Origin of the sequence: Methanosarcina sp. 1.H.T.1A.1 (assembly GCF_000979295.1) — an archaeon.
Lineage (GTDB): Archaea > Halobacteriota > Methanosarcinia > Methanosarcinales > Methanosarcinaceae > Methanosarcina.
Map to the genome: position 1 here is coordinate 24297 of NZ_JJQY01000159.1, position 21656 is coordinate 45952.

Consider the following 21656-nt stretch of genomic DNA (forward strand, 5'->3'; position numbering starts at 1 on the left):
ACTGATTGAGTGAACTTATTATTACTCAGAATTATTCAAATGAACTTATAATGGAGCCGCAGGCCGGAGTTTCGGAAAAAACGTTTAGAGCCCGAAAAAAGGAGAAAATGCTTTCTTCGTTTCCTGAGTTTCCAAGCAGGCCTGCAGAGCCTACCTGGTCAATTACCCGCTAAATCTAAAGATTTACGGGTTTCCTGCTGAGATTTTATGAATATCTTCTCGGGATTGTGGCTTGATTCCGCTTTATGCCTTCTATGTTATTTGATTTAATTTCCTATGTTAAAAACAATTCATGTTATTCGATTTAATTTCCTATGTTAAAAACAAGAACAGGAATATGATGATTGAGGATGGACCGCCAGACATACCAGAAGATATACAGTTCACTGAATAACTTTGGAGACGTTTTTCGCCTCTCAGAGGAATATTCCAGACCTGCAGGCATGCTTGCTACCGTTCTTAACCAGAAAATAGTGAAAATGACAAGGTTCAAGCACAGGAGGATCTATTCCAGAGAAAAGGAACTCTTTTTGAGGTGGGAGCAGGGGCGGTCTATTCTTGAACTTGCAGAGTATACATTTTTCCCTCCGACCCTCATGGCTTCCCTGATCCTCAAGAACTGTGACCTGTCCCGAAAAAGCATAAACTGGCTCTTCAAGCACCTCGACTGCATCGAAAACCGCCGCCTGAGAAAAGAGATTGGAAAAGCCCTTGATGCGGACTATTTCTTTTCTCCCCGCGCCCATGAGATGCAGTGCAAAAAAGGTGAGATGGGAGAAGAGATTATCCGCAAATGGCTTGATGACAGGGAGATTTCCTACTGCACTGAAGCTGAAATCAGGGCTCAGGGAGACGGAAAGACCCCGGATTTTGTCCTTGCAGACCCGATCCGCATAGAGGACCGTATGGTCAGGTGGATTGAAAGCAAAGCCCTCTTCGGGGACGACTTAGAGCATAAGCATTACGCAAAGAAACAGTTCGGGGAGTATGCCAATATTTTCGGAGAAGGCATGGTTGTCTACTGGTATGGTTACCTGGAAGACCTTCCATCCGAAGGCGAAGGTTACCTTGTAAAGGACCATAGCTTTTTTGGGGAATATAAAGAGCAGACTGACGAACTGTTCAACTACCTTGTGTACTGGTAAGGACTTTTCAGAGCCTTGTAATTGAGGACATATTGGTAAGAGGATCTTTTTCTACCTGGAAGACATGGTCTGCCGAATCGATCAGGGACTCGTCATGGGAGACCACTATGATCTGGCCTACTCCGATGCTGCGCATCATGTCTATGAGTTTCAAAAGCTGCTGGATGTGCCCGCGATCCAGAAAAACGGTGGGTTCGTCGAGGATCATAGGAGGAAGCCCTTCTGCACGGTCTCCGGCAAAACCAAGGGCAAGGAGCCTGTAGATGGCACAGCGCAGGACAAGGTTGAAGATTGCACGCTCACCTCCGCTGAGGAGTTTGGGCTCGAGGGGGGTGCCGTCTTTTCTGTAGACAGTCAGATTGTACTCGGGGTCAAGCTCGATATGGGAGTAAGCATTGTTTGTATACATGAAGCCAAACATCTCATTTAAGAGGACGGAAAGGGCACCTATGTTCCTTGCCCGCATATCAGCCCGGACGCGCAGATAGGTATTTTCAAGCTCTTCGGCATTGCTGTATACAGCTTCAAGGTACAGCCGCCTGTTTTCAAGAGCCTTCAGTTCTTCTTTGAGTTCCCTGAGGCGTTTTAAGCTGTTTTCAATCATGCCGATTTCTTTAAGAAGGACATCTTTTTCAGCGGTTGTTTCCCGGATTTTCTCTATAATTTTTGTATGGGCAAGTTCAAACTGGGCGCGGTCATGCTGAAGATTTTCAAGCTCTTTTCCTTCCAGTTTTTCTTTCAGCTGCCTTATCCTCTCACTGCGTTCAATGATCTCGCGGTCAAAGAAACCCACCTTTTCTGCCAGGTTCCTTATGGCAGTCTCAAGCTCGGAGATTTTATGTTTGAGATTTTCCATGCGGAGCAGGTTAGCCTGGAGCTTTTTGGCCTGTCCGAGAAGCTTTTCACTTTCGGCATGGGCTCTTTTTGCTTCATCTTCCTTTTTCCGCATAGCTTCAAGGGCAAGTTCAAGAGCTTTGAGTTTTTCTTTTGACAGGGCTTCCTTTTCTGCAAATGCCTTTAATTTTTCATTGAGTTCTCCAAGCCTCTGCCCGTAATTTTCTATAAGCGCAAGAGATGTCCGGATTTTTCCGTTCAGGGCTTCAATTTCAGAGGCATTTTCGGCAAGCTTTCTTTCAAAAGCTTTTGCCTCACGGAGAGCTTTTTCACCTTCACTGTGCGCGGTTTGAGCCGTCTCTTCCTGATCTTGCAGAGCTTTAATGTCAGGGAGGAGCTGACTCATTGCGGCTTCAAGTTCCTGTTTTCGCTTACCAAGGCTCTCAAGCTTCAGGGAGTCCTCCTCTATCCGGGCTCTGTGGGTCTCTATCAGTTTCCCGGAAGCTTTTGCCTTCTCCAGGAGCTTTTCAATTTCAATGTCATAATCGGAGATTCGCTTCTCCAGCTTCTTTGCATCCTTGAGCCGGTTGAGTTTTTTCTCAAGTTCAGCGTTCTGGAGCTTTATATCCGTAAGTTCCGAGGCAAGCTTTTCTTTTTTCTGTTCGCATTCTTCTGTTGTACATGCGATTTCTGACCCTTTAAGTTCCTGCCCGCAGGTAGGGCACTTCCCCTCAGCAAGCAGTTCCCGGTTTTTACGGAGGCTGTTTTCAAGTTCCCTTAAAGTAGCCTCAAGCTCTTTTTCTTTCCCATGCAGCCTGTTTTTGTTTTCCAGCAGAAGCTCGCTGAAATCTTCCAGGTTTTCGAGCTGGTCTCCGGTAAAGCCGAGCCCCTCCAGCCCCGCTAAAACCCCGGACTTCTGCTCCTGGACTTCCAGTACTTCCTTTGAGTTATTATTGAGTTCCTTTTCAAGAACCTCGATTTCCGTACTTCCTTTCAGGACTGCAGCCCTGCTGTTTTGCAGTTCCTTTTCAAGCTCAAGTAAGTTCAGATTGCCGGTTTCTTTTTCCTTAAAGGCGAAGCCAAGCTTTGTCGAAACCTCATTTTTCCGATCCCTGAGAAGACTTTCCTTTTCTTCAAGTTCCTTTATGACTGAAACGATTTCATCAGCAGCCCCGGCTCCTGCTTTAAAGCCTGCTTTTTCCCTCAGCCCTTTGTTTTCCTCTTCGAGCTTCCTTATGTTTTCCCTGTGCCCTTCAATTTCCTTATTTGCAGCCCCGATACTTGCCCTGCAATCAATCAGGGTACGCTCAGCCTCAACTCTCTCTATTTCAAGCTCACTTAATGCCTGTAAGCCGGTTTCTTCTTCTTTCAGGAGAAGGGCAAGTTCTTTTGATGCGGCATTTACTTTTTCCCTGGCAGAGGACTCCTCTTTTTCCTGGCGCAAAAGCAGAGCTTCAATTTCGAGGTCTCCAAAACCGTATTCGTCTCTCAAACCGGCATTTTCGTCCCCGAGTTCGAGCAAAACACGCCTTTGTCCCTGCACTTCCCCTGAAAAAGCTTCCTTTTCCCTGAAACAGCCAGCCTTATCTTCCTGAGACTTATGGATAGCCTGTTTCAAAGCCTCAATTTCTTGCAGGCGTTCCCTGTAGTCTGCAATCATAAGGTCGAGTTTTTCTTTACGTGAAGCCGCAAATTCTTTTTTTCCATTTAACTCGTTTAAGGCAGTGTCAGTTTCTTTCACTTTTTGCCTGAGTCTGTTAAGGGCTGCAACAGGCTCCGTGCCTTCAAGCCCTTCGATTTCGGTTTTCACGCCCAAAAGGCTGTTTTTTGCATCCCTCTCAAGCCTTCTGACAGCCGTCTTCGCATAGCCTGCCCTTTCGCGGTACTCTTCAAGCTTTCCGAGCTGGAGCAGGTCATCAATCATGCGCTGCCTGTCCTTTGGCTTTGCATTGATAAGCACATCAATTTCCCCCTGCCGGATGTAAGCGCAGTTCCTGTACGCCTCTTCATCCATGTTCAGGAGGGAACAGACCTCATCATAGGTGCGGGTCGCCTGGTCGACAATATTCTCCCCGTCAGCATAGAGCACGCACCTTGAGCTTGAAGCGTTTTCACTTTTCGAAGAGTACCTGAAAGCCTGCTCCAGAAGATATTCCCGCCCCATATGTTCAAAGCCGAGGTTGATTTTTGCATTCTCGGCCCCTTTAAAGATCATGTCCGCAAGCACAAAGTCCTTTGAAAGGATCTTGCTTCCGAAAAGCCCCATGAAGCAGGCTTCGAGCAAGCTTGATTTCCCGCTCCCGTTTACCCCGGAAATTACGGTTACTCCGTCTTCGAAAGTGAAGTCCAGCTTTTTGTAGCTCCGGATATTTTCTATGTACAGATTTTTCAGCTTCACAGGTAATCACCAAGGTTATACTGTTTGGGCACAGCAGGCTTTTCTTTTCCTTTTTTCTGGCTTTGTTTTACCGGTTTCCCGGCTCTATCCGGAGCCTGAGCTGGCTTTTCATCCGGGAACTTTTCATCCGCAGGCTTTTCATCCGCAGGCTTTTCGGTTTTGCCCTCTCCATCTTTTTCGGGACTTGTTTCTCTCCCGGACCCGGGGAGCTTCCCAGCCTCTGCGTCTTCTGCTTCGGTTTTATATCCGGCATCTATCCCTAGCTCAGCTCTTTTTCCACCTTCGGAAGGGATTACTGGAGGGATTTCTACAGGGGTTCCGGGAGTTTCCTGCGAAATCTCGGATGGGAAGGGGGCTTCAGCCAAAGAATTAGCAGCAGTATTGGGCGTTTCGATCTCTACGGATGCCCCTACAGATTCAGCATTTTCACATGAACCGGCGGATTCAAGTGATTCAGTATTTCCACATATTACGGGGACATGAGGAAGTTCATGACCCTCAACAGGAGATTCACAGACCTTATCAAGAGATTCAGGACTCTCATCAGAATCTTCAAAACTATTATTGAGAGATTCGGAGCTTTCAATTCTTGCAAAAGCCCTCAGGAATTTAGATTTTTCGGCAATTGCCGCCGCAAATTCAGCCCCTCCGGCGGACTCTGGATTTTCAACCGGTTCAGCCGCACCCCCCGGTTTGAATTCTTCAGGCTCTCCAATCCTGACAGGGCTAACAGGGCTGGCAGAGCTGACCGGGATTACAGGGCTGACAGGAATCTCTATCCTGAAATTAGGGTCTTTGAAATCCAGTGCTTCAATTAATCCCGAAAGCCGGCTCTCTGTTTCTTCGTCCACCCTTGACCTTGACACACCCGGGTTCCGGATAATCTCATCGACTATCAGCCCGCCGTCGTTTAAGCTCAGCCTGTTGATTTCTTCGGCAACCGCATGGTCAGGGTCGGAAAATGCAACTTTCACAACCTCATCGAGGAGGGCCTCTTTTATCCTGAGGTCTTTGACCCTTGCCACCAGCACTCCTTTGCTCAACAGGTATTCTTCAATCTCACTGAAGGAAAGGACTGGGCCTGAGTCTCCTGAGATGTCCAGGAACACAACAGAGTCCGGAAGCTCTTCGAGGTGCTCGTTAACGGCAGAATAAATCTGTTCATAAGGCTTTTCTTCCCCGTCAAGTTTTGCCGGAATGAACAGGAAATTTCGGGTAGGGATGGTCCGTCTGCTGATTTCCAACCCCTCCCCGGAAAGAGTGATAATATTGTAAGAACGGGGATCATTTTCGGATGCACTGTTGCGTTCGGTACTGCCCGGGTATGTAGCCCAGGTCTCGGTTTCCCCCACCTTTATTTTCTCGTACTTGTGGTAGTCCCCGAGGAGAATCGCATCAACCTTAAAAGGAAGGTTTGCAAGCGTCTCGGCGCAGTCCCAGTCCGCATAAGGAAAAGGCTGCACGGTCTGGTGCATTACAAGCAGGTTCCTGCAGTTTTCCGGCAGGGATTCCGGAACTTCAAACCCTGAATAATCGTAAAGAGGAATCTTTGACTTCGGGACGCTGTCTATCCCGTATATTGCTGTATCCCCTACCAGTTGGGGTGTTTTTCCGAGCCTTACCGCAAGCCCCATTTCCTCAAAGAGGTCCAGCCACTGGGTAGTTTGCTTGCTCTCGTGGTTCCCTACAATTCCAAAAAAAGGTATGTTCGCAGCCTTCAACCGGAACAGGAGGTTCATCGTCTCAAGGAGGTCTTCAAGGGTCGGGTTCCTCGAATCAAAAAGGTCCCCCGCATGCACGACAGCATCAACCTGCATGTCAACCGCGTCCTGAATGACTACCTCAAAAGCCTTAAAAAAGTCCTGCCTCCGTACCTCGCTGTGGTACTGCCGGTATCCCAGGTGCGTGTCTGCTGTGTGGAGTATCCTTGTTTCCTGAACCATGAATATCAGTCTCTGGTTTTAACGGTATAAGAGTTTGTATATTAGTATTTAACTCATTTCTACAGAAACACGTTTCAGCCGAATAAGTGAATTTAACACTCCAACGTTAGAAACCTGGATCATTCGCATAACCCTCCCGTTGTAATAGCTTATAACTATCATGCTTCAATTCAGCCACAATCAAATGATTATGGAAACAAATCAAACCCTCGGAATTCCGCTAGCAGCTGGCAACCTTCAATTCTGCCACAACCTTGCGATTGTGGAAAATCTAATCCTAAAAGTCCAATTTCCCCAATACGTATACTTCAATTCTGCCACAACCTTGCGATTGTGGAAATGGGCTTCCTGCTCTCTCAGAATTCCCATTCGCAAGAAGCTTCAATTCTGCCACAACCTTGCGATTGTGGAAATACTCTGTATAGAGACCATCCCGGGTGCAATTTTGAGCTTCAATTCTGCCACAACCTTGCGATTGTGGAAATTCTTCTATCCGGTTGGCTGCGCGTTGAGCTGTGAAGCTTCAATTCTGCCACAACCTTGCGATTGTGGAAATTTGTAAGGGATTTGCATTAGTCACTTTCTATAAGTTGCTTCAATTCTGCCACAACCTTGTGATTGTGGAAACGGCGGGGGCCCTAGTTGGGTATACTAACCTAGACGAACTTCAATTCTGCCACAATCGTTCGATTGTGGAAATTTGCTTAAATGCATTCTCCATTGTCCGGCATCAAATTCGCTTCAATTCTGCCACAGACATAATATTGTGGGAAAGTTGAGTATCTGTAGAGCTTGAAAAGACATCGGCCCACTTCAATTCTGCCACAACCTTGCGATTGTGGAAATTTTATATTTTGCAGCCATACCCGAAAAGCGAGGAGATGCTTCAATTCTGCCACAACCTTGCGATTGTGGAAATCACACTCTTGATAAAAAGTATTGGAAAGAACATCTAAGCTTCAATTCTGCCACAACCTTGCGATTGTGGAAATATCGCACCTGAAGCATGTTCAGCTTTCCCGAACTGGCTTCAATTCTGCCACAACCTTGCGATTGTGGAAATATTCTAATGTTAGTGATACTGTCCATTTTGCTCAGGTCGCTTCAATTCTGCCACAACCTTGCGATTGTGGAAATCTTCTGATACTTCCTCAATTGCCGGGCCTTACATGCTTCAATTCTGCCACAACCTTGCGATTGTGGAAATTTGATGATGTTTTGAAAGTCCGATTCGGAGAAGGAGGGGCTTCAATTCTGCCACAACCTTGCGATTGTGGAAATGTTAACAGCAGTGAGTTTTTCTCGTTCGGAAAACGCGCTTCAATTCTGCCACAACCTTGCGATTGTGGAAATGATAAAGTGCAGGTCGCAAAAAAGGGCATAATCCCAGCTTCAATTCTGCCACAACCTTGCGATTGTGGAAATATTCCGGTTGCCGGGCTGGCTGCGACCTGGGTCCCTGCTTCAATTCTGCCACAACCTTGCGATTGTGGAAATTGTAATGTCAAGGCTTTTTTCGTATGCAATCCAGTTGCTTCAATTCTGCCACAACCTTGCGATTGTGGAAATCTTTTGTGTCAGCTCTCAGGTCTTTCAGCCAGGGTTTGCTTCAATTCTGCCACAACCTTGCGATTGTGGAAATTTGTTTCTGACATTGTTTTAGAATGTGTAGAGGGCGCTTCAATTCTGCCACAACCTTGCGATTGTGGAAACAACATACTGAGGTTAACAATGACTAAAGTAGAAATCCCCGCTTCAATTCTGCCACAACCTTGCGATTGTGGAAATACACCGGCAAGCCAGAACCAGCACCGGCTGACCTAGCTTCAATTCTGCCACAACCTTATGATTGTGGAAAACTTTCGGATGATGGTGTCCCTGCATATAACATGCCGCTGCTTCAATTCAGCCACAATCATTTGATTGTGGAAAACCAGCGGCAAATGTAATGCCGAAGGTGCAATACACGCTTCAATTCTGCCACAACCTTACGATTGTGGAAATGAGATATCAAATATACCTCCGAACTAAACGCAAACGGGCTTCAATTCTGCCACAACCGTGCGATTGTGGAAGCATAACGAAATCTAATGAAATAATGCAGAGTATATCAGTCCAATCCATAGCATAAGCTCTGGTATTCCCAAGTCACAGCGTCGTTTGTATCTCATTCGCCATTTGACTTTACCATCTGTCTGGTTCAGATGGACCCGGGAAAAGGGCTGCTTATCCCAGATTTAAGAATATATGAATAAATCATCAAAATTGGTCATCAGGAATGAAAATGCCAAGCCCATAATGGCATCCATGCCCAAGTGCTACAGGACCCTTTATTTCTTCTGGGAAAGTAATGCGGAACCCATAAGGATTTCCGGATGGAGGAGCATGTTTACCACTCCTGTAACGCTTGAAGGTAAGCCATTGCTTTATTGCTCCATTCTCTTCGTAGGCTGGAATGGGCTCAATTGAAGACGGTTGTGGCAATCCCATTTTATCTATTGAAAGAAGAAGCTGAGAGGCTGGACCGTCGATCTGCATTCCAGACAGGTCCGGAAGGATTCCATATTCAAGCATCAGGTATTCTTTAGTTGCATAATATGCAAGGTTTTCAGGAATTTTTATCTCAACGTTTTCAGGAATGTTTTTGAGTTTCCACTGACCTGTGCGGGTAACTTTTGGATGCCGAGTCAAGATATATGGTGTGAAGGACTTCCATATTCTAGAAGACGATAAAAGGGTACTGTTTTGGGTTTCAGGCCACTGGTCTGAATCAAACATGCCCAGCAACAGAAGGTTAACATCGTTCTTCAAATTGTATCCATATAACCTCTCCATCCTTGCAATAGCACGCTGATGGTCTTCATCATAGCCTCCAGAAGCGTACAGTGTTATATGATCCAGTTTCCCATCTCGGTCCTCATCACTTGGTAGGTAGAAAGTGTGCATATTGCTAAGCAGTGGATTCCCATCATCATCTTTTCCAGAAAGAATAGAGGTTTTTTTGCGGCCTTTTCCATATGCTGAAATAGCTGTACTGCGGGCAATGTCTGCAATTTTCAGGCTGTCTGTTACTGGAGGAAGGGCATTTGAATCAAGTAAAAACCTGATTATATGTACTTTCTTTTCTTCTCTCACTGTTGTATAGCTGGTTTTAGAAGGTTCAAAACAGTCCTCTGACCTGGTATATTGAACCCAGTTGCTCATAGGTGGATTCAGGTTTTTAATCTGGGTTCTTAGTGTGGACGTCCTTATAAGAAGAGGATGCTTGCTGTTGCCTTTCTTATCAAGCTCATCTAAAGAGATCTTTGGATTTATACCCTCATCCGCACAGAGGATATTGACAATTTCTTCGGAGCTACTTAGGATACCGTCTTCGGCCAGAGGCTTTGAAATTGAGTAGTTATCAAGCCCTTTAAGGATATTAACTAGCTTCTCTCCCTCAATTATCTCAGCCTCACACCAGGATTCTGCTCTTCCAAGATACGATATATTTTCTGCAAACTCTCCTATAAGTTTTAGAGCTTTATCATCCAGAGACACATTTTCCCAAACTGCAATAACTGGACTTTTCTTTGGCACGGCTACAAAGGTATCAAAAACTAAAGTTTTGGAAGCATGCCAGTTCCCTTTGTTTCCTTTGTCCCAGGGCATATAATGTCGTGTGTGCCCAACAGTTGCTACAGGTAAATAAAATACAGGTGGTTCGAGGAGATTCAGGAGGAGGTCTCTGACATCTTTCTCCTCAGCATCAACCTTTAATTTCCATGTAGCAATGATTGTGCGTAATATCCTCCAGGGAGATGGAGGCCACTCTGGAACCCCTTCGTTTACATGCCTTCCCCAGGGAGTAGAGTGATATCTTCCTGCAAGGAACTGAAACGAGAGAGCAAACATCGTATTATACCTCGCTCTCTTCCTCTGTATTTTCGTTTATCTCTCCTTTATCTTCTTCCACATCTTTTTTATCGGTTTTCGATACCTTTACATAAACCAGTTCAGTTACTGATGGATTAGCGAAGAGGCTCTTCTCAGTACACTTTTCAATTAATTCCATTACTTCCACTTCTAAATCTTTTAATGGAGGCAGTGTAAACTTCTCAATATTTGACTCTATTTCGCCCTTCAATTTGAGGTCGCATGCTGTCCTGAGCTTCAAACCTTCAGCGAGGAACTTCTTTATCTTGTAGAGCGACAGAACGATCAAGAGTTTTTCGGCATCATTATCGAGCCCGAGACTTCTTATTGCTGAAAGATCAAGGTTGAAATATGCTGTGATGTTTTCAGCGGTGTACTCTACTCTTGCATAAGGAACATTTCCTTCTCCGCCTTTTACGGCAGGTTGCACATGGCTGAATTTGACTCCTCCGCTTTGAACGGCTTTTACTCCTGAAGCCTCTATAAATCCTGACAGAGTTCTGGCTAACTTGATTCTGCCATCCAGTTCCTCAAAGAATATGCCATGTATGAGTGTATTGGGGTCATATTTTAACAGTGTCTTGTAAAGTAAAGGATAATTGATCGGTTTTTCTTTCTGAATCTTTAACTCATCTTCCAGAATTTTCTTAAAAGTTGGAATTTTCGCTATATACTCAGAGTTCATTCGGTGGGCTTCCTCTATAGAAGTCGTCGTTGCGCCGTCTTCATCAAGCTTTACCCGAATATACGGAAGGCCCTTCAGAGGCGCTACAAGATCTTTCTTAGCCTCATCCCAGCAAACAAGTTCCATCCTATTGGCCATCGATTGGGATGACTCCACAAGTAGCATGTTGACCCCATTAGGTGCCTGATATTGAGCAGCTCCAAGATCAGGAAATCCTGTCGGCTGGAAACGGTAGCTTTGAATAGGTTCTAAATCAGTTTCCAGAAGAAGCCTGGTTTTGCCATTCAGATTTTCCAATACTGTCTTGATATCTGTCATTTTATCTATCTCTCCTTTCTTTGTCATTTTAGATTTCTTGTTTAGCTATTGGTGAGTGTAATACTAATTTGAAAAGTAGATTATATTGCCAGACAGGGATCAATAAAGAAGCAATTATCCTTTCCTTATCTTCCGTATCGACATTGAAATCTGGAGCAGTACCAATGTTCCTTCGAACCCCTAGTGGGGTAAGCCCCGAAGCTTTCAGTCGCCTGGTAACTAGTTCAAATGCCTTATCCTGCTGACTATCTATTACCCTCAAGATTTCAGGTGATGAAGGCAAATGTATACCTTTTTTTTCATCATAGCTAAGTCCCCATCTTTCATTTTCAAAAATGAGGTTTCCAGGAATAAAAAGCAGTTTAAGGAACGCATATGCTCTCGGAATCATTGCATCTATTCCACTATTCCATCTCTCTCGGTGCTTTTCTTTGTCGTAATATTTCCATTTTATAGTGGAAAGCCCCCACATTAGGTCAGATATTTTCTGGTCGTTTACTTCTCCTCTTATGAACTTGCTTATATCCGACAGACTGACTGCTACTCTTCCACCTATCGGAGTAAAATTACTGCCTTTCATTTTTCCTTCGAGAACTCTGCGCTGCAAGATTGCTTTCATATTGCTGCAAAGGTCACTGTTACTCCATACCACACTTGTTCTGGTATTACTCCATTCGAGTCTACCACCCTTTATTATTTCAGAAGGTTCTAACTGACGTCTTATAGACCCAACTTTTTTGTCATAAACCGATGCGACCGCACAGGCGATTCTGAACTCTACGCTTCCGTCGTCACACGCAGTTATCCATGAAGGAGAAAGATCATTTAGGGGTCTTATCGGCCTGTTAGCACCTGCCGAAGCAAAAGATCTCTCTGCTTTACCAAGTTCAATAAGAAGATTCTGAAAATGTAAAACGTCTCCATACTTGCTAAAAGAAAATATTGCTTCGTCAATAGATCGCAGATTAGAGCTATATCGAGCAGCAACGCTTTCCTTTGAAGAACACTTATTACGGAGAATGTTAAGCCAGTTATCAAGCTCTTCAATTAAGTTTACATTTTTTTGTTGCTTTACTTTAAAAGTTCCGAGAGGTATTGCCAGAGCATTTGCATTTTTTCCACTACCCTGCCGTTTTAATCTTGCATACCTGACAAAGGAATCAATTCCACGATCAACCCCTAAACTGGAAATTGCACGCACAAAATCAAGCCCATTATTTGCTGGTCTGCGCCCGACTTGCGCTCTCCCTTCGTGGAAGAGATATGTAATTTCATTATAACTAGTTGGACGATTCCATAAAGGAAGCCAGAATTCATTTTCAAAAGTCTTGTAATCGCTTTTTTTATTAGGATCTTTAAAGTTGTCTTTAAACGTAATATGGCTTATACCAGCTACTGATGGTAATACTGTGAACGGAAATGAGCCAAAATTACGGTCAGAAGTACCCCGACTACCTCCAAAACGTCTGCTTGCAGAGCCTGCAAACAAAGTAGCTCCTTCCATGGAGAAAACAACGTCCCATGGATTTACAAGCTTACTTTTACTTCTGTAGCCCTCTGTGGAATTTGCTTCTGCAACCGCTCCTGGAGATAATTGGCCAATACTGAGGTTAGAAAGTTTGGGAGTATATTTTGAAAAAAGGCAATGTTCTAGAAGTTGATTTGCCTCTTTCTCTTTTTTCTTAATTAAAACCTCATTCAATGCCTGCAAATAATTTGAAGAATAATTTCCACTTCCTTCATTCCCCCCGGTTCCTAATAAAGGCAAATATATTCTATTATCACCTGTTAGAACATAACAGGTATCCAACCATTCGAGAATATCTTCTGGCAATTGGGACCTTAAATTCTCCAAAAACGTTATAAGCTCGTCATCTGATGGCTTCTCAGTAATACCTTTTAAATCACTAAACTCTTGGAAAGCATAATAAACTTTTTTAAATGGATCAAATCTACTATCTTTTGAATTGACTAAGGGAAGTAACGCATCTCGAGCACTTTTTTCTGAAGAGCCTTTGTAAAATCCACTTCTACCTCCCCATGGCCTGAATAAAGGTGATGGAGCATATTCGTGAAGGAAGAAGTCAACCATTGCGTCAGAATCATAAGCTGTGTTAATGACAAATCGGTTGTTTTTCCAATACGCTCTTGCACTCCCATCTTTCTGCTGCGAAAATATCTTGAAAACTCCCAGAGCTTTGAGATAATCAGTAAAAGTATCTGTGGAACAGCCTTTCAGTTCTATACTGTTATTCATCGGATTCCCCCTGAAGAGAGCTGGCTCTCCAGTCAGCAATACGCACAAGGCCTTCAAGATATGCTAGTCTGAAAGGACCTAGATCTTTGCTATCACGCAGTTCGCACATTCTCTCCAGCCATGATGGATTTTCGTGCTCATCCATTCCAATCTCCATCGGGGAGAGATCCAGGATTGTAGAAGGTATTTTCACATTGTTCCCAAGATCAATTTCAGGAATAATATCTCCCTCCCAGATACCCCTTGCAAATCTTGTTGTCTCCAAATTATCTGGTATGGTTTCTCCGGGAACAGATCTTATGGATAATCTGACTTTGCCATGATGTGCAGCTACAATATATACAAACAAGTTACTGTTATTTACCTCAAGTTTTTCAATGAGATCTGCGTTTTGAAGCAAGAGAAGGGCAGAGGCTAATTCATGTCTGAAATGTTTTCTCTCATATCTGATGTTTTTCTGCTGGTTTGATTTTGCCCAGAGTTCTCTTTTCATAACATTTCGATTCTCACCAACATTGGACAGAAAAGCTTCCTGGACCACATCATGCGCTTTTCCTATATCGTGATAGTACGCAGCATTTTTCAAAGTATTTGCATGCTCCGAAGCTATTGGTTCTAAATTAGAAAGCAGTTTTTCCATCTGTTTTAAAGTATTGTCTCCATGTTTGGCAATGGTTTCCCATTTTCGGGAAAACGCCCCTTGATCCCTGTCAGTAGAATCATTGGGGTCTGCAAGAGTTATAGAAAGAACTGGGAGCACGTAATCTTTACAGTCTTTTGACCACCCAAGGTTGAGATCATATCCTCCAGCATCTGAACTTAGCAAAAAAATCTGACCTGGGTAGATCTTGTTGGGGTCTGGATGAATCCATCTTCCTTCTAGATAATCCCATAACCACGTATGTTCTCTTTTACCCTTGCAAAAGACTTTAAAATCTACAAAAGGAGCCGGACATAACTCTTCTTTTAACGGTCCAGGGTAATCTTCTGGCGGTTTATTTCCTTCCAATTTTCTCCAGTAGACCCAAACATCTCTATCTTCCGAATCTCTAATGAAACGAGAGATATCAATGTCATTTCCTGTCAGATCCGCTGTAGTATCAAAAAGATCAATAAGGTCTTTACGCCTGATTACATGCCTTTGAACATCCGTTGGAGGCTGAGTAATATTATCAAGTGTCTGTGGTGATACCTCATTGAGTTTATTTAGCATTGAGCGTGCAATATTAAGATCCTGAGTACTATATGGAAGGGCTCTTGACTCTGAGTCTGTTTTTTCGGTGTCTATATCAATCCAAAGAGCTCTGGAATCATTATATTCTCCATACCTGTTAAGTCTACCAAATCTCTGGACGATACTACTCCACGGTGCAAGCTCAGTTATTAGAGTATGAGCTGAAATGTCGACTCCGGCTTCTATAACCTGTGTAGAAATCAGAATTTTTCCTTTACTTTTATTGTCAGATGATTTGAAACTGTCAAATATTTGAGTCTTTTCAGGAAGTCTAAATCTTCCATGTAGTAAAAATATATCTGGAATATATGTACCCGATTTGCTTTGATATTCCCGGATTAATTTCTGATAAAGATCCTGGGCACGCTTGACAGTATTGAGTATAATAATCATAGAAGAAGCAGACTCTGTTTCTTGATATAGATCCTGAATTAGTATACTGAGTTTGTCTATATATTCCTTAGAGAAATCTTCTTTTTTCGTGCTGGTAAGAGCTATGGGAATTTTCTCGAGCTTTTTGAAAGCTGTCAACCTTTTACGGAGCTTCTCAACTTTAGCGTCTTCAGCACTTAGATTCATTTGATTAAGTTCAGACTTCTTGAAATCCACTGTTTTTATCCATTCCTGTTCACATGTGGCACTCATCCAGATAGTATGGTGATTACCAAATGTTCCAAAATCCCGCCTGAAAGCTTCCATTTGAGTGGATGTAGGGAGTCCGGCACCCATCAATTGAACCTCATCCATTACCCACAAACAGTCGTTGTTGAGAAGTCCAAATTCCAGAGGCCATCGAAAACGGCTGGATGCATATCCCCTGTTAAGTGCCCGAGAAATTAACATGTCCTGAGTTCCAATCAATACTGAATCTCTTTCAGGATATTCGTCCCAGGTTCCTGCATCTTCTCCACCCATCAAGAGGTGCACTGAAATTAGCTCTACACCATCATTTGAAGATTTCCCAGATTCAGGCAAATATCTGATAAGTCCAGTTTGTTCTTCAGGACATTTCCAATCCACGCTGCCAGCAAGCAGTCCAAGTCTGTCAAGCCATGAAATTACATTTTCATACGTCTGTTCAACGAGAACACGCATTGGAAGACAGTATATGAGTCTTCTTGGTGTTTGGGCACGGATGCTCTCTTCTGCGAATCGTCTTTTCCATAACCATCCTAGTACAACACTAGCTGTCTTTCCTGCGCCTGTAGGAATTTTTATAAGCTCAGGAAAATCTTCTTGAATTGCTAGATTACATTGATATGGAAAAGGTTCAAGCCCTGTGGCTTTGTAAAACAATTGTTGATAATCGAGGTTCAAGCTCGTCCCTCAAAAGATACTAATTTGAAAAATAAATATACTTCCCAAAATAAATAAAAAATTTCTACTATTTAAATGTTCGTTTTTGAATTTCCGTGGGTAAAAATTAAGAATTATAGACGATTTTACAACTCGATCCATTTCTACAATTGGAGAAAATATATTATGTAGGACTTACGTGGTTGAACTGAGAAATCAATAGCATCAAATCCTCAATTTACGGTCCCAAATAGCACCACCCAAAGCAACTGCTTTAAGGCATTTTTCGAACTAAAAGGCTTTTATGCTCTAAACTCAAATAAGAGACAAACTAGGAATTACACAGTTGAACTGAAAAATAACAGCATGAACGCGTAAGTCTGAAACTAGTAAATTAGCGAATTTTGTTGAAAAGGGGGTTTATAAATGAAAAAAATGACAGAACAACATCTGATCAATGCATTTGGGGGGGAAAGCCAGGCACACATGAGATACTTGCACTTTGGGAACCAGGCTGAAAAAGAAAAATTCACCAACGTAGCCCGCTTATTCCGTGCAATCTCCCATGCCGAATACGTACATGCAGGCGACCATTACAAAGCATTGAAACACCTCAACGGGGGCTTTGTCGCAAACAGCATGACAGTTTTTAGAGAATTTCCAAAAGGCGAGCTTATCCTATAACTCAAAACTTACTTTTTTGAATTTCGTATTTTTAGAATGTAAATAGGATAAGCCCAAAAATAAGTTTCCAGGCAGGATTTTCACCTTCGGAACAGGGCAAAAGCCAATGCAAGAATTGAAATCGCGCCGAGGAGTGTAAAGGCTGGCGTGGATGCAGATGTGGACGAAGGTTCGGTTTCTGAAACTGGATGGTTTTCAGAAGTGGGAATTTCGCCTTTGTAGTGTTCGTCGGAAATAGTACAGTAAGCGGCGGTGAATTCTCCTTTTACAGCAGGTTCATCTTCTCCGATAAGGTTAATCTGGTACCAGAAATTTATTGGAATCGAACCTCCAGCCCACTCATCAGTAGGTATAAGTGTCCATTCAAAAACGTGTTTTCCAGGATCTAAAGACTTCATATATTTTGTTTTTTCAAACTCCGACGGACCTTCTATAACTTCAAAGAAGTTTCCCCCCAAACTACAAACTTTCACAAACACAGTACTGGTTTGATTAAGGTTCATTTCAATTCTTACTGTGAAAGGTTCTCCAATTTTGAGTGTTGGTTTTGCAACCTCTTTACCAGGTAATATCTCATCATTGTAATAAACATCAATCGAACCATATTGACTACTTGCAGATGCAACTCCTGCAAACAGTAAAAGAATAAGTCCAGAACCTATAATGACTCTTAAATCCACAATTAACCACCATTTATTATAATAGATCTTGATAACCTGCAGACTCTTCTGTAGTACCATCCACTTTGTCTCCTACACCTTTAGGACCAGAACCAACAATCGTTGAAGCATAACCATTGAATCTGAAAGTAATTGGCTTGTTTTCACCTAGATATTCTCCTTTAAGTGTGATCGATTGCTGCTCTCTAACATACTTCTGCCCCTTATGCCCAAAGTAAGGTTTAGGAATCACCTCATTATCATTATCAATAACGGTAAACGTTTGATATTTCCCCACAATCTCATACGTCCACACATTAACCGTAAAAACCCAGTGCGGAGGCAATACAGGCAGCCCGCAAGGAACAGCTGCCATAGTCCTGTCCAGCCTTTTTGTGATCTTGTCTGCTACCTCTCCCGAATAACTATCCACAGTTTCATTTGCCATATTTTTCAGCTCACCATCAATTTTCCCAAAAAGAACGTCAATAGCCTCACCTTTGCTTTCTGTGACTGCACAGATACCGCTTGCAACTCCCATTCTAACGTCTGTGTCGACCCTGTTCAAAGTAGCTTCAAGTTCATCGGGTTCAACCGAAGGGTTTGAGTTCTGAATTTCTGTTTTTACTATGGCTGCAAGTTCGGTTGCGAGCTGGTCTGTAGTGGATTTTTCAATTAATTCTTCATCGGAGAGGCTGTTAAGATAACCAGCTGTGACTGCACGGACGCGGTCTTCCTCGATCCAGCCGGAAATAACAGGGTTTGAACTGACTTCAGAAGCTACCGCTTCAGTAATCTGATACCTCATTTCCCGGGCATAGACAAGTTTCAGGTTGTAGATTTCCGTGTTAAGTCGGGCTGTGTCCAGGGAAATTTCCTGTTCGCTGAGGTTCTGCTCCAGCAGGTAAACTTCTGTGTTCAGGGTGGAAATGCTCTGGCTGATCTGCTGTGCGGTTTCGGTTTTTACGTATTCGCCGCTTGAGGATATGGCGTCTGCAATTTCTTCGGAGATGTTGGTTGTGAAAATGCAGGTGTTCCGGACGCCGAGGGGGTAGATTGTTTTCCCACCCATGGAATCAGCCCACTCATATTCTCCCCTGAGGTCGAAGTCCGGGTCGTGGTAGAGGTAGTTCGGCTTCTGGTCAACGATGAGGGTCAGGTTTTCAGTCCAGTTGTATTTGCTTTCGGGCTGGCCTGTGACTTTCATTGTGGAGATGATGCCCATTTCCTGCCCAAGCGCGGAGGCAGCCATATCCATTGCAGGGTTATCAAAAAGGGTCATTGGACCTGAGGTCACACTGTCAAACGCGCCGGTACTGAGGCCTTTTTCCTCAAGGGCATCAAGGATGTAGGAGTTAAGGTCGGAATCCAGTTTTTTGTTCTTCTGCTCGATGTCGTCCAGCAACCTGTTGTAGGCTTCGTTTCTTGCAATGTAACGGGCGGAGTCGCTGGATGCGTACATATCTCCGGAAGAGGTGAGGTGCTGCTCTTTATTTACGTAGGCTTCCCGGCTTGCTTCAAGGTCAAAAATTAGTTTTTCGGCAGTTTCCACCTGAAGGTCTGTAGGGTCCTGGCCCGGAGAGTCAAGGAGAGAGTAGCTGAAGGTGGGGTTGTCATTTTCAACAGCATCAAGCATTGCCAGCACTTCTTCAGCCATCACCCTGTGCAGCCAGGGTGGGATATCGCAGTTGACGGCGCGCTGTGCGAGATACATCCCGTCAGGGTAAGTCCAGAAAGCGCTTTCGAGCGTCCTGATATTCACATAAGCATCCCTGTACTTGTCTGCGGCGTCGGAACAGCAGGGGTCAAACCTCTCTGCACCGGCAGTGTACAAGGTTGTTTTCCTGTATTCCCTTTCTGTTGGGTCGGTATAGGTTGATATTCCCGTGTATCCTCCTGTGGGAGGGCGCTGGTGGTAAATTATCGTAAAATTTTCGGATTCTGTTTCGGTGTGGAAAAGGGATTCGGGGTCTGTTTTGCTTACAAATTCCAAATCCGAGCCGCTTGATATGGCATAACGTGCTTCTGTGGTGCTGGTGCCATCCTTATGCTTGACGATAGTGTGCCAGACATACTTGTATGTATAGTCATAATTAATTTTCCAGGTTGTCCTGATGTTATAATATATATCATACCGGATGCCCCAATCAAAAATATGGTCCTCTCTACTGAGATAGCCGTCGTCGGTCCTGTACTCGGCAACAAGCACGTCATTACCCCTGTACTCGTAATGGGGCTCGACTCTTACGTCGGTTATTTCCACGGAACTCAATCTAACAGAGGCATCCGTAATATACCAGCTTTTCAGCTTCCCTCTTGGAGGATCTATTTCAGGATCCATAGTCTCCGAATAGGAGTTTGTAACAGGGTTACTCCAGGAGTAAGAGGGCACACGTGACCCTGCATGCGTACCCGATGTAAGATAATCAGAGTCCCAGCTAACGGCATGCCCGCTGTATGAAACCGAATCCCGGTCAAAATCCGCTGTGATTGTTGAAGCCAGAGGGTCAGGAGAGTTGAGACCGTCCCTTAAAATCTGTCCCTGAACCGGAGCCGTGTAAACGCTGTCTGCAACATCATGGATAAGGTCAGGGGTTTCCTCTTCCCACACATGGTCATTGAAGACCCAGCCGTCGATGACTCCTTCTGTGTAGTCCGAGGCTGAGACTGTTATTTCCGAATATTCGGAGAGCTCCTCATAGGAAGTGTTTACCTCTTCAAGAGACTGCTCTATGCCCCCCTCAACATCCAGGGAAAAAGACCTGTTTGCTGCAAGGGAAGCGTAGGTAGTCGTAAGGTTTACGCCTTCGTCTGCTTCATAGAAGATTCCGGAAGCATTCGAACCGGTTGAGTTCAGAAGGCTCGGGCTGGTTTTTGAATTGCTGGAAGCGCGGATGTCTTCATACAGGACCTTTCCGTTGTAGTAAGTGGTGTATGTAAGAGCCAGGGGGTCAACCGAGTCAAAAACCTTTTTTTGAGTATAGAGAGTGGCTCCGTTAACCGAACTTGCAAGGGCAGGGTTGGTCAGAATATTGAGAGGGCCATGTGCATAGTGCTGCCAGGGGCCGTAGATGAAAGTCCTCAGGTTTGTTGCCCCGAGTACGAGATTGGAAGTGGAATCCAGGCTTGAGGATGTCCCAAGTGCGGTTTCATATTCCCTGACAAGTTCTTCGAGCAGAGGTTCCCTTGAGGTGATAAGGGTGGAGAGGTTCATACTCATGTTGAGCGTTTCTCCGGATTCAAGATCTACAAGGGTGTAGTTCAAAAGAGGAATTTCGAAGATATAGTAAATCGCATAGTTTTTGCCAGAGGGAGAAATTTCCCGCTGCAGGGTCCCGTTAACTTTCCTTACCCTTATCTGCTCGGGTTCTATGTAAGGTTCTACATTAATGGCGTATTCCATGAAAGTGTGGCTGTTGCCCTGGTAGTTTGCCGAAAGCAGCCGGTTAAAAGCCTCTGCCGCAATATCCTTTATGGGGCTTGCTTCAATCCGGAACCAGTCTGAGGCTTTGAGTTCGTCTCCATAATAGAGTTCAATGGATGCATACCCGGATTCTGCAGTTTCCGGAATTTCCAGATATTCTTCAAAGGAAACTTTTTGAAGAAAACCAGTAGCCTGCCCATAGTTCACACGTTTGATTTCCTGTCCTGCAGAGTCGTTTACGACCAGAACAACGTCCCTGTTTTTCCATAGTGATTCGACTTTTCCCCAGACATCTGAGGGCAGGTTTATGGAGATTTGAAGTGTGTCTACCTTCTCAAGGTTCTGGTTTTGCGGAATTACCATAAAATGATCTTCAGAGAACCTTTCAACCGGAGTACCATCGGGCAGGATCACAGGATGTTCTCCCTGCCACTCCAGGGCTTCCGTTCCGGCATAGTTAAGGCAGCGAGCAAGGTCAGATGCCGCAAGGGATATAGCCGTCTGCCTGGGATCGCTTTTCTCTGTAGTATAGATTGTTTCGGCAACCTCGCTGTCCATTTTCAAAAGGTAGACCGAGGTAAAGGTTGCAGCAAGGACAATGAAAATTCCGATTATGGCATATGGAATATAGGCGTCGGTATTCCGAATGAAAGATGAATTTCTCCTTAACGGTATACATCCCATATGCCCGTTCCCCTCAAAAAACAATGAGAATTAATTAACAAAGTAAGTTAAAATATTCAGCTTTCTTCCTTAATTATTTTTGGGTAGAAAAAGATATATTTGTGTATAAATTTACTTACTTGGAAGATAAAAATAGATAGACAGGAAAAAAGAAGAGAAAAAAGGAAAAGAAGAACAGAA

General features: G+C 44.0%; 10 protein-coding genes and 1 CRISPR repeat array. Of the genes, 2 read left to right on the top strand and 8 right to left on the bottom strand.

Annotated elements, in window-relative coordinates; translation table 11 throughout:
- The first annotated feature begins 350 nt into the window (after window positions 1-350).
- Window positions 351-1145 (top strand): C15orf41 family protein, encoded by a 795-nt coding sequence (locus EO95_RS16360; protein ID WP_048136497.1) that lies wholly within the window; start codon window positions 351-353, stop codon window positions 1143-1145.
- Window positions 1146-1152: 7 nt separating this feature from the next.
- On the opposite strand, the gene EO95_RS16365 is transcribed toward EO95_RS16360, so the two are convergent.
- From EO95_RS16365 to EO95_RS16390, 6 genes are all read right to left on the bottom strand, one after another.
- Window positions 1153-4377 carry a DNA double-strand break repair ATPase Rad50 gene (locus EO95_RS16365; protein WP_048136475.1) on the bottom strand — a complete coding sequence of 1075 codons (3225 nt, stop codon included), beginning with the start codon at window positions 4375-4377 and terminating at the stop codon, window positions 1153-1155.
- Window positions 4374-6320 carry an exonuclease SbcCD subunit D gene (locus tag EO95_RS16370; protein ID WP_048136476.1) on the bottom strand — a complete coding sequence of 649 codons (1947 nt, stop codon included), beginning with the start codon at window positions 6318-6320 and terminating at the stop codon, window positions 4374-4376. Before EO95_RS16370 ends, EO95_RS16365 begins: the two co-directional genes overlap by 4 nt.
- 162 nt (window positions 6321-6482) lie before the next feature.
- Window positions 6483-8396: a CRISPR direct-repeat array (repeat unit 35 nt; unit sequence GCTTCAATTCTGCCACAACCTTGCGATTGTGGAAA).
- Between the two features lie 183 nt (window positions 8397-8579).
- Window positions 8580-10214, bottom strand: a complete 1635-nt coding sequence (gene csb2, locus EO95_RS16375; RefSeq protein ID WP_048136477.1) for a type I-U CRISPR-associated protein Csb2 — start codon at window positions 10212-10214, stop codon at window positions 8580-8582.
- 4 nt (window positions 10215-10218) lie between these two features.
- A complete protein-coding gene (gene cas7u / locus EO95_RS16380; protein WP_200895062.1) occupies window positions 10219-11265 on the bottom strand; it encodes a type I-U CRISPR-associated RAMP protein Csb1/Cas7u in 1047 nt (348 codons plus the stop codon).
- 1 nt (window position 11266) lies between these two features.
- On the bottom strand, window positions 11267-13495 hold the full coding sequence (gene csx17, locus EO95_RS16385) for a type I-U CRISPR-associated protein Csx17 (protein WP_048136478.1): 2229 nt from the start codon (window positions 13493-13495) through the stop codon (window positions 11267-11269).
- Entirely contained in the window at window positions 13488-16046 is a 2559-nt protein-coding gene (locus tag EO95_RS16390) for a CRISPR-associated helicase/endonuclease Cas3 (protein WP_048136479.1), read from the bottom strand. The genes csx17 and EO95_RS16390 overlap by 8 nt, the downstream gene beginning before the upstream one ends.
- 405 nt (window positions 16047-16451) lie before the next feature.
- On the opposite strand from EO95_RS16390, the gene EO95_RS16395 reads away from it, so the two are divergent.
- Complete coding sequence (locus EO95_RS16395; protein WP_235283072.1) at window positions 16452-16709, top strand: ferritin family protein; 258 nt, start codon at window positions 16452-16454, stop codon at window positions 16707-16709.
- 80 nt (window positions 16710-16789) lie between these two features.
- Here EO95_RS16395 and EO95_RS16400 read toward each other — a convergent pair whose 3' ends face one another.
- Window positions 16790-17449, bottom strand: a complete 660-nt coding sequence (locus tag EO95_RS16400) for a sarcinarray family MAST domain-containing protein (protein WP_327037178.1) — start codon at window positions 17447-17449, stop codon at window positions 16790-16792.
- Complete coding sequence (locus EO95_RS16405; protein WP_048136480.1) at window positions 17406-21476, bottom strand: hypothetical protein; 4071 nt, start codon at window positions 21474-21476, stop codon at window positions 17406-17408. Before EO95_RS16405 ends, EO95_RS16400 begins: the two co-directional genes overlap by 44 nt.
- Between the last annotated feature and the right edge of the window lie 180 nt (window positions 21477-21656).

What these genes read in the sequence shown, in the direction of transcription:
- csx17 (WP_048136478.1), bottom strand. Translation starts at nt 13,495, where the DNA reads ATGAATAACAGTATAGAACTGAAAGGCTGTTCCACAGATACTTTTACT.
- EO95_RS16370 (WP_048136476.1), bottom strand. Translation starts at nt 6,320, where the DNA reads ATGGTTCAGGAAACAAGGATACTCCACACAGCAGACACGCACCTGGGA.
- EO95_RS16395 (WP_235283072.1), top strand. Translation starts at nt 16,452, where the DNA reads ATGAAAAAAATGACAGAACAACATCTGATCAATGCATTTGGGGGGGAA.
- EO95_RS16400 (WP_327037178.1), bottom strand. Translation starts at nt 17,449, where the DNA reads ATGGTACTACAGAAGAGTCTGCAGGTTATCAAGATCTATTATAATAAA.
- csb2 (WP_048136477.1), bottom strand. Translation starts at nt 10,214, where the DNA reads ATGTTTGCTCTCTCGTTTCAGTTCCTTGCAGGAAGATATCACTCTACT.
- EO95_RS16405 (WP_048136480.1), bottom strand. Translation starts at nt 21,476, where the DNA reads ATGGGATGTATACCGTTAAGGAGAAATTCATCTTTCATTCGGAATACC.
- cas7u (WP_200895062.1), bottom strand. Translation starts at nt 11,265, where the DNA reads ATGACAAAGAAAGGAGAGATAGATAAAATGACAGATATCAAGACAGTA.
- EO95_RS16360 (WP_048136497.1), top strand. Translation starts at nt 351, where the DNA reads ATGGACCGCCAGACATACCAGAAGATATACAGTTCACTGAATAACTTT.